Here is a 12,968-nt window from a genome sequence, read left to right on the forward strand (position 1 = left end):
TGAGTTTGGGTATAGCTCAGCTCAAGAAGAAGCGGGGGTGACAAAGGCGATTCCGGTGCGCAAGGCCGCATTGCGCACATGCTCCTGCATGGCCTTTTGTGCCGCTCCCGAGGCGTGCCGGGCCAGGGCGCGGAGGATCTTGCGGTGTTCCTGCCAAGTTTCCATGGCCCGTTCGGGTCGGATGAACGGTAGTTTCTGACTTTCCAGGAAAATCTCGGCGCTGGTGCTGAGGATACTCAGCATCGCTTGGTTGCCGCTGGCCAGGAGGATTTTTCGGTGAAACTCGAAATCCAGCCGCGCCGCCGCCTCAAAATCCCCGGACCGCAACTCGCGACGCATGGCCTCGACATTGTCTTCCAGGGCATCCAGCTCATCAGCGGTCAGGGTCACCGCCGCCAACCCCGCGGCAAAACCCTCCAGGGCATAGCGCAACTGGAAGATATCCACAGGTGAAGCCTGGGCGGCGAACGGCCAACTCAAGCCGACACCGGCTGCCGGAGCCTCGGGAGCCTGGACGAACACGCCCTTGCCCGGCTGCACACTGATCACCCCCAGCGCGCTCAAGGATGACAGCGCCTCACGCAGCGACGCCCGACTGACTCCCAACTGCAGCGCCAGATCCCGCTGCGAAGGCAGCGCATCCCCCGGGCCGAAGCCCTGCTCGCTGATCAATTGGCGAATGGCTTGCAGCGCCACTTCGGGTACGGCACGGGTAATCGAATTCATGGGCTTGAGGCTGGCCGGTGCAGGAAAAGCTCCCTTGTAAAGCTATTCGCCGAACCCGGCAAGTCGTGCCCCAAGGGGGTTCGACGGCACGACCCTATGCCCGATCCGAGTGCGAAAAAACACGCAACTGTTCAGACCAGTAAGACCGACAGAAGCCAGTAAAACCCGTATTTCCAGGACCTTTTCCGCGTGTTGGCATGGCCTGTGCTCTGTCGCCACACAGAAATCACTTCCCACGACTTGCGGAGATTCGCCATGACCAAACGCTGCAGCGCCCTGCTCTCTGCCCTGTTTGCCAGCCTGCTGCTGGCCCAGGCCCCGGCCCAGGCCAATGCCCTGGACGACGTGGTGGCCCGCGGCACCCTCAAGGTCGCGGTGCCTCAGGACTTCCCGCCCTTCGGCTCGGTAGGCCCGGACATGCAGCCCCGTGGCCTGGACATCGACACCGCGCGCCTGCTGGCCGAGCAGCTCAAGGTCAAGTTGGAGCTGACCCCGGTCAACAGCACCAACCGCATTCCGTTCCTCACCACCGGCAAGGTGGACCTGGTGATCTCCAGCCTCGGCAAGAACCCGGAGCGGGAGAAAGTCATCGATTTCTCCAAGGCCTATGCGCCCTTCTACCTCGCAGTCTTCGGCGCGCCCGACGCGGCCATCGCCGGCCTCGACGACCTCAAGGGCAAGACCATCAGCGTCACCCGGGGCGCCATCGAGGACATCGAGCTGAGCGCCGTGGCCCCACAAGGCGCGATCATCAAGCGCTTCGAGGACAACAACTCCACCATCGCCGCTTACCTTGCCGGCCAGGTGGACCTGATCGCCAGCGGCAACGTGGTGATGGTCGCCATCAGCCAACGCAATCCCAAACGCATTCCGGCGATGAAGATCAAGCTCAAGGACTCCCCGGTCTACGTCGGCGTCAACAAGAACCAGCCGGAGTTGCTGGACAAGGTCAACCAGATCCTCAGTGCCGCCAAGGCTGACGGCGCCCTGGAGAAGAACTCCCAGCTGTGGCTCAAAGAGCCACTGCCGGCTGACCTCTGATCGTCGCCCCGGAGCTTGAGCATGGCTTATCAGTTCGACTTCCTGCCGGTGCTGGAAAATACCGGCCTGCTGCTGCGCGGCGCCCTATTCACCCTGGAGTTGACCGCCATAGGCACCCTGTTGGGGGTCAGCCTGGGGATAGCCGGGGCCCTGGTGCGGGCCTGGAAGATCCAGCCCCTGGCGGCGATTTTCGGCGTCTACGTCGAGCTGATCCGCAACACGCCGTTCCTGGTGCAGTTGTTTTTCATCTTCTTCGGGCTGCCATCCCTGGGCCTGCAGATTTCCGAGTGGCAGGCGGCGGTGCTGGCGATGGTGATCAACCTCGGTGCCTACTCCACGGAAATCATCCGTGCCGGCATCCAGGCGATTCCCAAGGGCCAGCTGGAGGCCGCAGCGGCCCTGGCCATGAGCCGCTTCGAAGCCTTTCGCCACGTGGTGCTGCTGCCGGCCCTGGGCAAGGTCTGGCCGGCCCTGTGCAGCCAGATCATCATCGTCATGCTGGGCTCGGCAGTGTGCTCGCAGATCGCCACCGAGGAACTGAGCTTCGCCGCCAACTTCATCCAGTCGCGCAACTTCCGCGCTTTTGAAACCTACGCCCTGACCACCCTGATCTACCTGTGCATGGCCCTGCTCATCCGCCAGTTGCTGAACTGGTTCGGCCAGCGCTACATCCTGAGGAACGGCCGATGAGCGACTTCACCTTCTGGGACATCCTGCGCAACCTGCTCAGCGGCTTGCAGTGGACCCTGTTGCTGTCCCTGGTGGCCTTTGTCGGCGGCGGTGTGATCGGCCTGCTGGTCATGACCCTGAGGATCTCCGACAAGACCTTTGCCTGCGCCTTCGCCCGCACCTATATAGAACTGTTCCAGGGCACGCCGCTGTTGATGCAGCTGTTCCTGGTGTTCTTCGGTATTGCCTTGCTGGGTGTGGATATCTCGCCCTGGCTGGCGGCCGCCATCGCCCTGACCCTGTTCACCAGCGCCTACCTGGCGGAGATCTGGCGCGGCTGCGTCGAATCGATCCCCCACGGGCAGTGGGAAGCTTCGTCGAGCCTGGCGCTCAATCCCTATGAACAGCTGCGCTACGTGATCCTGCCTCAAGCGCTGCGCATCGCCGTGGCACCCACCGTGGGTTTCTCGGTGCAAGTGGTCAAAGGCACCGCGGTGACCTCGATCATCGGTTTCACCGAGCTGACCAAGACCGGCGGCATGTTGGCCAATGCCACCTTCGAGCCCTTCATGGTCTACGGCCTGGTGGCCCTCGGCTACTTCCTGCTCTGCTACCCCCTGTCCCTCAGCGCGCGCTACCTGGAAAGGAGACTGCATGCCTCTGCTTAGAATTTCCGCCCTGCATAAATATTACGGCGAGCACCATGTGCTCAAAGGCATCGACCTGAGCATCGAGGAGGGCCAGGTAGTGGCGATCATCGGTCGCAGCGGCTCGGGCAAGAGCACCCTGCTGCGTACCCTCAACGGCCTGGAGTCGATCAACGATGGCGTGATCGAGGTCGATGGGGAATACCTGGACGCCGCCCGCGCCGATCTGCGCAGCCTGCGACAGAAGGTCGGCATGGTGTTCCAACAGTTCAACCTGTTCCCTCACCTGACCGTGGGCGAGAACGTGATGCTGGCCCCGCAAGTGGTGCAGAAAGTGCCCAAGGCCCAGGCTGCCGAACTGGCGCGGCAGATGCTGGCCCGGGTCGGTCTGGCGGAGAAGTTCGATGCCTTTCCGGATCGATTGTCCGGCGGCCAGCAGCAGCGGGTTGCCATTGCCCGAGCCTTGGCGATGTCGCCCAAGGTGCTGTTGTGCGATGAGATCACCTCGGCCCTGGACCCGGAACTGGTCAATGAAGTGCTCAGCGTGGTGCGTCAGCTGGCCCGGGACGGCATGACCCTGATCATGGTCACCCATGAGATGCGCTTTGCCCGAGAAGTGGGCGACAAGCTGGTGTTCATGCATCAGGGCAAAGTGCATGAAGTGGGAGATCCCAAGCAGCTGTTCGCTCATCCGCAGACCGCCGAGCTGGCGAACTTCATTGGCAGCACCGAACAGGCTTGAGGCTCCCGTGTCGCAGGAGCCGGCTGGCCGGCGAACAGCGACAGCGCAGCCTGCCGAGGGTTTTATGCGTTGAATCAACGCATTGGACACTGCGCGTTGGCGCGAGCCGTTGATCGTGGCAGGATGGCGAGGTTATCGACCGAGACCCCCAACCATGCCCCAATCCCAAGCCAAGAATCTGTCCCTGATCGCCGCGATCGATCTGGGCTCCAACAGCTTTCACATGGTCGTGGCCAAGGCCCGGAACGGTGAAATCCGCATTCTCGAGCGGCTCGGTGAAAAGGTTCAACTGGCCGCCGGAATCAACGAAGAACGCCAGCTCAACGAAGAATCCATGCAGCGCGGGCTCGACTGCCTCAAGCGCTTCGCCCAACTGATCAATGGCATGCCGCCGGGCACAGTGCGCATCGTCGGCACCAACGCCCTGCGTGAAGCCCGCAACCGCGGTGAGTTCATTCGCCGGGCCGAGGAGATTCTCGGCCACCCGGTCGAGGTCATCTCCGGCCGTGAAGAGGCCCGACTGATCTACCTCGGGGTGTCTCACACCCTCGCCGATACCCCGGGCAAGCGCCTGGTGGCCGACATCGGTGGCGGCAGTACCGAATTCATCATCGGCCAGCGCTTCGAGCCCCTGCTGCGGGAAAGCCTGCAGATGGGCTGCGTCAGCTTCACCCAGCGCTACTTCCGCGACGGCAAGATCACCCCCGCCCGCTACGCCCAGGCCTACACCGCAGCGCGGCTGGAGATCATGAGCATCGAGCATGCCCTGCATCGCCTGACCTGGGACGAAGCCATCGGCTCCTCCGGGACCATCCGTGCCATTGGCCTGGCCCTCAAGGCCGGCGGCCAGGGCAGCGGCGAAGTCAATGCCGAAGGCCTGGCCTGGCTCAAGCGCAAACTGTTCAAGCTCGGTGATGCCGAGAAGATCGACTTCGAAGGCATCAAGCCCGATCGCCGGGCGATCTTCCCCGCCGGCCTGGCGATTCTCGAAGCGATCTTCGACGCCCTGGAACTGCAGCGCATGGACCACTGCGAAGGCGCCCTGCGTGAAGGCGTGCTCTACGACCTGCTGGGCCGCCACCACCATGAAGACGTCCGTGAACGCACCCTCGGCTCGCTGATGGAGCGCTACCACGTGGACCTGGAGCAGGCCTCCCGCGTCGAAGGCAAGGCCCTGCGCGCCTTCGATCAGGTGGCGGCGGACTGGGACCTGGAGGACGGTGTCTGGCGCGAGCTGCTGGGCTGGGCCGCCAAGGTTCACGAAGTGGGACTGGATATCGCCCATTACCACTACCACAAGCATGGCGCCTACCTGATCGAGCACTCGGACCTGGCTGGTTTCTCCCGGGAAGACCAGCAGATGCTGGCCCTGCTGGTGCGCGGCCACCGCCGCAACATTCCCAAGGAGAAATTCGCCGAGTTCGGCGATGACGGCATCAAGCTGATCCGCCTCTGCGTGCTGCTGCGCTTCGCCATCCTGTTCCATCACATCCGTGGCACCCAGCAGATGCCTCAGGTGAGCCTGAGCGCCGAAGGCGATCATCTGGATGTGGAGTTCCCGGAAAACTGGCTGGATGAAAACCAGCTGACCCAGGCCGACTTCGCTCTTGAAGCCGAATGGCTGACCCGGGTCGGCATCGTGCTCAACGTCCGCTGACCCCGCCACAGACCTGTAGGAGCCGGCTTGCCGGCGAAGAGACCGGGAAACCCTGCATAGTTCTCAAGGCCGCCTTCGCTGGCAAGCCAGCCCCTACAGCCTCTTGCAAGCTGCACAAAAAAAGGCCAGCCCGGTGATCGGGCTGGCCTTTTTCATTGGCGCCTGTAGCGCTTAGCGCACTGGCAACACCGGGCTGCCGAGTCGCTCCAGCAGGGTCGCCTGGGCACTGCGCGGGTTCTGGTTGCCGGTCGGCGTGTTGCGGATGTAACGACCGTCGGACTGCAGGCTCCAGCTGTGGGTGTTATCGGTGAGATAACTTTCCAGCTCTTTCTTGACCCGCAGGATCAGCTTCTTGCCTTCCACCGGGAAGCAAGTCTCGACCCGCTTGTCGAGGTTGCGCTCCATCCAGTCGGCACTGGAAAGGAACATCTGCTCCTCGCCACCGTTGAGGAAGTAGAACACCCGAGTGTGCTCCAGGAAGCGACCGATGATGGAGCGCACATGGATGTTGTGGGAAACCCCGGCAATTCCCGGACGCAAGCAGCACATGCCCCGCACCACCAGGTCGATGCGCACGCCGGACTGGCTGGCCTTGTACAGCGCGCGGATGATCTTCGGATCGGTCAGCGAGTTGAACTTGGCGATGATGTGCGCCGGCTTGCCGTCCAGGGCGAACTGGGTCTCCCGGGCGATCATGTCGAGCATGCCCTTCTTCAGGGTGAACGGCGCATGCAGCAGCTTCTTCATGCGCAGGGTCTTGCCCATGCCGATCAGCTGGCTGAACAGCTTGCCGACGTCTTCGCACAGGGCATCGTCGGAGGTCAGCAGGCTGTAGTCGGTGTACAGGCGGGCGTTGGCCGCGTGGTAGTTGCCGGTACCCAGGTGCGCGTAACGCACGATTTCACCCGCCTCGCGACGCAGGATCAGCATCATCTTGGCGTGGGTCTTGAAGCCCACCACGCCGTAGATCACCACCGCGCCGGCAGCTTGCAGACGGCTGGCCATCTGCAGGTTGGACTCTTCATCGAAACGCGCACGCAGCTCGATCACCGCGGTGACTTCCTTGCCGTTGCGCGCCGCGTCCACCAGGGCGTCGACGATCTCCGAGTTGGCGCCGCTGCGGTACAGGGTCTGGCGCACCGCCAGCACATGCGGGTCCTTGGCGGCCTGGCGCAGCAGGTCGACCACGGGGGTGAAGGACTCGAACGGGTGCAGCAGCAGGATGTCCTGCTTGCTGATGACGCTGAAGATGTTCTCGCTGTTCTGCAGCAGTTTCGGGATCTGCGGGGTGAACGGGGTGTATTGCAGCTCCGGATGACTGTCCAGGCCGGTGATGCTGAACAACCGCGTCAGGTTCACCGGACCGTTGACCTGATAGAGCTCGGTCTCGTGCAGGTTGAACTGTTTGAGCAGGTAGTCCGACAGGTGTTTCGGGCAAGTGTCAGCCACTTCCAGACGCACCGCATCACCGTAGCGACGGGAGAACAGCTCGCCGCGCAGTGCGCGGGCCAGGTCTTCGACGTCTTCGGTGTCCACCGCCAGGTCGGCGTTACGGGTCAGGCGGAATTGATAGCAGCCTTTCACCTTCATGCCCTGGAACAGGTCATCGGCGTGGGCGTGGATCATCGACGAGAGGAACACATAGTTGTCGCCAGGGCCGCCGACTTCTTCCGGGACCTTGATGATCCGCGGCAGCAGGCGCGGCGCCGGGATGATTGCCAGGCCGGAATCGCGACCGAAGGCATCGATGCCTTCCAGCTCGACGATAAAGTTCAGGCTCTTGTTCACCAGCAGCGGGAACGGGTGCGTCGGATCGAGGCCGATGGGGGTGATGATCGGCGCGATCTCGTCGCGGAAGAAGCGCCGGACCCAGGTCTTGAGCTTGGTGGTCCAGTGACGGCGACGGATGAAGCGGATCTGATGCTTCTCCAGTTCCGGCAGCAGGATGTCATTGAGGATCGCGTACTGGCGATCGACGTGACCATGTACCAGCTCGCTGATGCGGGCCAGAGCCTGGTGCGGTTGCAGGCCGTCGGCACCGGCCTGTTCCCGGGCAAAGGTGATCTGCTTCTTCAGACCCGCGACGCGAATCTCGAAGAACTCGTCCAGGTTGCTGGAGAAGATCAGCAGAAACTTCAGGCGTTCCAGCAGCGGGTAGGACTCGTCCAGCGCCTGTTCCAGCACACGGATATTGAACTGCAGTTGCGACAGCTCGCGGTGGATATAAAGGCTACTGTCATCCAGGTTGGGAATGACAATGGCCGGCGTCGGTTGCGCCTCGGCCACCACGGGCGCGGGCTCGAGCTCCGGCGGGGTTTCAACCACTTGCTCGACCACCGGCTGAGCGTCTTTTACGGCAACTTCTGAGAGTCCTTCAGTATTCATCGCGTGTTCCTGGGAGGGCTATTTTTGCTCTCGTAACAATTGAGCAGCACGAACGGCAAAGTAAGTCAGGATGCCATCGGCACCTGCACGTTTAAAAGCGGTCAGGGATTCAAGAATAACCCCTTCACCCAACCAACCATTCTGGATCGCCGCCATGTGCATGGCGTATTCGCCGCTGACCTGATAGACAAAGGTCGGCACCTTGAATTCATCCTTGACCCGAAAAAGGATATCCAGGTACGGCATGCCCGGTTTGACCATGACCATGTCCGCCCCTTCAGCCAGGTCCGCCGCCACTTCATGCAGGGCTTCGTCACCGTTGGCCGGGTCCATCTGGTACGAGGCCTTGTCGGCCTTGCCCAGGTTCAGCGCCGAGCCCACCGCATCGCGGAAGGGGCCGTAGTAGGCACTGGCATACTTGGCCGAGTAGGCCATGATCCGCACATTGACATGCCCCGCCAGCTCCAGGGCTTCGCGAATCGCCTGGACCCGCCCGTCCATCATGTCCGACGGTGCCACCACCTGGGCTCCGGCCTCGGCGTGGGACAGGGCCTGACGCACCAGGGCATCAACGGTGATGTCGTTCTGTACATAACCCTGTTCGTCGAGGATCCCGTCCTGGCCATGGGTGGTGAACGGGTCCAGGGCCACGTCGGTGATGACGCCCAGCGCCGGGAAGCGTTCGCGCAAGGCGCGGGTGGCGCGCTGGGCAATACCTTCAGGGTTCCAGGCCTCGGCCGCATCCAGGGACTTGAGCCCGGCCGGCGTCACCGGGAACAGCGCCAGGGCCGGAATCCCCAGCTCGACCCAGTGCGCCGCCTCTTCCAGCAACAGGTCAATGGTCAAGCGCTCCACACCCGGCATCGAGGCCACCGCCTCGCGGCGATTCTCACCGTCGAGCACAAACACCGGCAGGATCAGGTCGTCCACGCTCAACCGGTTTTCGCGCACCAGACGGCGCGAGAAATCATCACGACGGTTACGCCGCAGGCGAGTGGCAGGGAACAGGCGGCTGGCAGGGGTAAAGCTCACGGCGGACTCCAGGGCCCGCGCTGGCGGGCGAGCGTGACAGTTATAAGCGGGCATTATGACGAACAGATGACAGTTGTGCTCAAGCTGTTGACCGGCAGCAACACTCATTGTCATTGGCCCAATTGTTCACGTCGAGACACATTTCGATACTTTCCCGAACGTCGTCGAAGGGGTAGGCTGCGCGTTCATTTCGCCAGCATCCAGACAATGCTCCAACAATTTCTTCAGGATTTCGGCTACTTCGCCCTCTTTCTCGGCACGTTTTTCGAAGGCGAAACCATTCTGGTTCTAGCCGGGTTTCTAGCGTTCCGCGGATACATGGATATCAACCTGGTGATGGTGGTTGCCTTCTTCGGCAGCTACGCCGGTGACCAGCTGTGGTACTTCCTGGGGCGCAAGCATGGCCGCAAGTTGCTGGCGCGCAAACCGCGCTGGCAGATGATGGGCGATCGGGCGCTGGAACATATCCGCAAGCATCCGGATATCTGGGTGCTGAGCTTCCGCTTCGTCTATGGCCTGCGTACCGTGATGCCGGTGGCCATTGGCCTGTCCGGCTATCCGCCGGGCCGCTATCTGCTGCTCAACGGTATTGGCGCAGCCATCTGGGCGGTAGCCCTGGCTTCGGCGGCGTACCACTTCGGCGCCGTCATGGAAGGCATGCTCGGCAGCATCAAGAAGTACGAGTTGTGGGTGCTGGGCGCGTTGCTGGTACTGGGTTTCGGCCTGTGGCTGCGGCGGCGCTTCAAGAACGCCCGCCTGGCCAAGCAGATCTATGAAGCCGAACAAGCCGCCGAACAGGACAAGGCCAAGGCTCCGACGACACCAGTGGAGTAACACGCCGGTCATTGGCATGCTGTCAGCACCCTGAACCTGGAGAAAAACCATGAGCAAAAAAGTTGCAGTGATCCTTTCCGGTTGCGGCGTGTTCGACGGTGCCGAGATCCACGAAAGCGTGATTACCCTGCTGCGCCTCGACCAGCGCGGCGCCCAGGTGCAGTGCTTTGCCCCGAACATCCCGCAGATGCATGTGCTCAACCACCTGACCGGCGAAGCCATGCCCGAGACCCGCAACGTGCTGGTGGAGTCGGCGCGCATTGCTCGCGGCCAGGTCAAGGACCTGCGCGAGGCCAATGTCGAAGACTTCGATGCGCTGATCGTGCCCGGCGGTTTCGGTGCGGCCAAGAACCTCTCCAGCTTTGCCACCGAAGGCGCGGCCTGCACAGTCCAGGCGGACGTCCTGGCCCTGGCCGAAGCCTTTGCCGAAGCGGGCAAGCCGGTGGGCCTGATGTGCATCGCCCCGGCCCTGGCGGCGAAAATCTATGGTCCTGGCGTGACCTGTACCATCGGCAACGATGCCGATACCGCCGCAGCCCTGGGCAAGATGGGCGCCAGCCACGCCGAATGCGCAGTGGGCGACATCGTCGAAGACAAGGCGCGCAAACTGGTGAGCACCCCCGCCTACATGCTGGCGCAATCCATCAGCGAAGCCGCCGCCGGGATCAACAAACTGGTAGACCGGGTGCTGGAACTGACCCACGAAGGCGAGCAGTAATCCCCTAGCCCCCCACTTCAGGAGGAGCCGCTGGCTCCTCCATCAGGCCTGACGCGCCAGCCGGGTCAGAATCCGGTCCAGGGCATTGGCGAACGCCTGCTTCTCCCGCTCGCCATAAGGCGCCTGCCCGCCACTGACCTGCCCCTGCTCCCGCAGATCGGTGAACAGATTACGCACCGCCAGGCGCTCCCCCATGTTCTGCGCATCGAACTCCTTGCCTCGCGGGTCCAGGGCCGACACACCCTTTTTCACCAAACGATCGGCCAACGGCACATCACTGCAGATCACCAGTTCACCGGGCACTGCATGCTCCACCAGATAATCGTCGGCAGCATCCGGGCCACTGGGCACCACAATCAATTTGACGCAGGCAAAGGCCGGCTTGATCTGCGCTTGCCCGGCCACCAGCACCACCTCGAACTGACGCTTCAAGGCAAAGCGCACCACCTGCTCCTTGGCCGCCTTGGGGCAAGCGTCGGCATCGATCCAGACACGCATTGATGTTCTCCTCACAAAATGCAAAACGGGCAAGCCAGCCCCCGCAGGAGCGGGCTTGCCCGCGATCAGCGACGCTGCCGACTCAAGACGCGCGCAGTCGCTGCTTCTCACTCATGCGGCTGCGACTGTACAGCACCACGATCGCCAGGATCGCCACGGCCTGAGCCCCCAGCGAGTAGGCATCAGCATGAATGCCCAGCCAGTCGAAGTCGAAGAAGGGTACCGGCCGGGTGCCGAAGATGCCCGCTTCCTGCAACGCCTTGACCCCGTGCCCGGCAAATACCACCGACAAGGCACACAACAGCGCCGCGTTGATGCCGAAGAACAGCGCCAGAGGCAGCTTGGCCGAGCCTCGCAGGATCACCCACGCCAGGCCCACCAGCAACACCAGAGCGGTGGCACCACCGGCCAGTACCGCGTTATGCCCGGCGGGACCGGCCTGCAGCCACAGGGTCTCGTAGAACAGGATCACCTCGAACAGCTCGCGATACACCGAGAAGAACGCCAGCACGGCAAAGCCGAAACGTCCGCCGCCGCCCACCAGGCTGCTCTTGATGTAATCCTGCCAGGCCGCTGCATGCCGGCGGTCGTGCATCCACACCCCGAGCCACAACACCATGACACTGGCGAACAACGCCGTGGCCCCCTCCAGCAGCTCCCGCTGGGACCCGCTGACATCAATGACATAGGCCGCCAGGGCCCAGGTGGCCAGACCGGCCAACAGGGCCAGCCCCCAACCGACGTTGACACTGCGCACCGCCGATTGCTGGCCGGTATTGCGCAGGAACGCAAGGATCGCCGCCAGCACCAGAATGGCTTCCAGGCCTTCGCGCAGGAGGATCAGCAAACCGGAGATAAAGCTCAGGGACCAGCTCAGGCTGTCGCCACCCAACAACTCGGCGGACGCCTTGAGCTTGGCCTTGGCGGCGTCCAGGCGCTGTTCAGCCTGGGCCACTGGCAGCCCGTCCTGCAATGACTGCCGGTAGGCCATCAGGGCCTTCTCCGTGTCCTTGCGCACTGTGGCATCGACGTTGTCCAGGGAGCTTTCCACCAGCTCGAAACCTTCCAGATAAGCCGCTACCGAAAGATCGTAGGCTTGCTCATGGTCGCCGTTGCGATAGGCCGCGAGGCTCTTGTCCAGGGTCGAAGCGGTGTAGTCCAACAACTGCGCCGGGCCACGCTTGACCTGAGGCGGCTGGGCCCGCTGCGCGCGGAACGTAGCGGCTGCCTGCGGCCCCTGGGCGGCCAGCACTTCAGCAGGTGTCTGCCGGGCCAGGTCGGCCAGGTTAAAGCTCTGCTCGCCCTTGGCCGCTGCAGGATCGGCGCTGAACCCGGCGATGTAGGTGGCCAGGTCCCAGCGCTGACGGTCATCCAACTGATCGGCGAAGGCCGGCATGTCGGTGCCTTCGACACCCAGCCCCAGGGTGTTGTAGACCGCGTACAGACTCAGGCGATCAAGACGCTCGGCATCCCGCAGGTTGGCCGGCGGCGGAGTCATGCCCACACCTGCCGGACCATCGCCAGCGCCTTTCTCCCCGTGGCAGACCGAGCAATGCTGGGCATACAGCGGCGCACCACGAGCAGGGTCCGGGGTGATGACCGGTGCCTGACTGACCTCATAGGCCACCGCCAGCTTGGCCCCCATCTGCCGCGCCAGGCGTGCCACTTGGCTACCCTCGACGCGATCGTCCACCGCCTTGCGCAGGCTGACGATGCCCTGCTCCAGTTCGGCTTTCTCCGGCTTGGCCGGCAGGTCGGCGATCAGCCCCTGCAGGACTCCAAGAAACTCCACCTGCTCGCGGTATTCGGACTCGTCGATGACCTTGCCGGCGTCAACCGTGGGCGGGTAATCGGCGCCAATGTAATCCAGCAGATGCAGGGCCTTGGGCGCGCCATCGACGGTATCGGCCAGCAGGTTGGAGCTGCAGAGCGCGAGTACCGGCAGCACCAGCAATGCCAGTAAACGGGAAGGGCCAGTCATGAACGAATCTCAAATGGAAATACGAAGTAACATATTGT

Annotated in this window: 12 protein-coding genes; 7 read left to right on the forward strand and 5 right to left on the reverse strand. The window is 63.0% G+C overall.

Annotated features, from left to right (window positions below):
• Positions 1-21: 21 nt before the first annotated feature.
• Positions 22-726 (reverse strand): FadR/GntR family transcriptional regulator, encoded by a 705-nt coding sequence (locus ACSSVC_RS02430; RefSeq protein ID WP_346633341.1) that lies wholly within the window; start codon positions 724-726, stop codon positions 22-24.
• 255 nt (positions 727-981) lie between these two features.
• On the opposite strand from ACSSVC_RS02430, the gene ACSSVC_RS02435 reads away from it, so the two are divergent.
• The 5 genes from ACSSVC_RS02435 (at position 982) to ppx (ending at position 5,482) form a co-directional block, all read left to right on the forward strand.
• Complete coding sequence (locus ACSSVC_RS02435; RefSeq protein ID WP_404937880.1) at positions 982-1,767, forward strand: transporter substrate-binding domain-containing protein; 786 nt, start codon at positions 982-984, stop codon at positions 1,765-1,767.
• A 21-nt stretch (positions 1,768-1,788) separates the two neighbouring features.
• On the forward strand, positions 1,789-2,457 hold the full coding sequence (locus tag ACSSVC_RS02440) for an amino acid ABC transporter permease (RefSeq protein WP_213665230.1): 669 nt from the start codon (positions 1,789-1,791) through the stop codon (positions 2,455-2,457).
• The gene (locus tag ACSSVC_RS02445; RefSeq protein WP_346633344.1) at positions 2,454-3,104 is read left to right on the forward strand and encodes an amino acid ABC transporter permease; all 651 of its coding nucleotides are present in this window, start codon (positions 2,454-2,456) and stop codon (positions 3,102-3,104) included. Before ACSSVC_RS02440 ends, ACSSVC_RS02445 begins: the two co-directional genes overlap by 4 nt.
• Positions 3,091-3,825 carry an amino acid ABC transporter ATP-binding protein gene (locus tag ACSSVC_RS02450; RefSeq protein WP_346633345.1) on the forward strand — a complete coding sequence of 245 codons (735 nt, stop codon included), beginning with the start codon at positions 3,091-3,093 and terminating at the stop codon, positions 3,823-3,825. Before ACSSVC_RS02445 ends, ACSSVC_RS02450 begins: the two co-directional genes overlap by 14 nt.
• A gap of 154 nt (positions 3,826-3,979) precedes the next feature.
• Positions 3,980-5,482 (forward strand): exopolyphosphatase, encoded by a 1,503-nt coding sequence (gene ppx / locus ACSSVC_RS02455; RefSeq protein ID WP_346633346.1) that lies wholly within the window; start codon positions 3,980-3,982, stop codon positions 5,480-5,482.
• A gap of 171 nt (positions 5,483-5,653) precedes the next feature.
• Here ppx and ppk1 read toward each other — a convergent pair whose 3' ends face one another.
• Positions 5,654-7,867, reverse strand: a complete 2,214-nt coding sequence (gene ppk1, locus ACSSVC_RS02460) for a polyphosphate kinase 1 (protein ID WP_346633347.1) — start codon at positions 7,865-7,867, stop codon at positions 5,654-5,656.
• Positions 7,868-7,885: 18 nt separating this feature from the next.
• On the reverse strand, positions 7,886-8,899 hold the full coding sequence (gene hemB / locus ACSSVC_RS02465) for a porphobilinogen synthase (protein ID WP_060841658.1): 1,014 nt from the start codon (positions 8,897-8,899) through the stop codon (positions 7,886-7,888).
• A gap of 207 nt (positions 8,900-9,106) precedes the next feature.
• Between hemB and ACSSVC_RS02470 the strand changes: the two genes are divergently transcribed.
• On the forward strand, positions 9,107-9,733 hold the full coding sequence (locus ACSSVC_RS02470) for a DedA family protein (protein ID WP_346633348.1): 627 nt from the start codon (positions 9,107-9,109) through the stop codon (positions 9,731-9,733).
• A 49-nt stretch (positions 9,734-9,782) separates the two neighbouring features.
• Complete coding sequence (gene elbB / locus ACSSVC_RS02475) at positions 9,783-10,451, forward strand: isoprenoid biosynthesis glyoxalase ElbB (RefSeq protein WP_346633349.1); 669 nt, start codon at positions 9,783-9,785, stop codon at positions 10,449-10,451.
• A 42-nt stretch (positions 10,452-10,493) separates the two neighbouring features.
• Here elbB and ACSSVC_RS02480 read toward each other — a convergent pair whose 3' ends face one another.
• Positions 10,494-10,949, reverse strand: a complete 456-nt coding sequence (locus ACSSVC_RS02480) for a YaiI/YqxD family protein (protein ID WP_346633350.1) — start codon at positions 10,947-10,949, stop codon at positions 10,494-10,496.
• Between the two features lie 82 nt (positions 10,950-11,031).
• The gene (locus tag ACSSVC_RS02485; RefSeq protein ID WP_346633351.1) at positions 11,032-12,930 is read right to left on the reverse strand and encodes an FTR1 family protein; all 1,899 of its coding nucleotides are present in this window, start codon (positions 12,928-12,930) and stop codon (positions 11,032-11,034) included.
• Positions 12,931-12,968 lie beyond the last annotated feature (38 nt).

Source organism: Pseudomonas sp. E1BtOHC1, assembly GCF_058744285.1.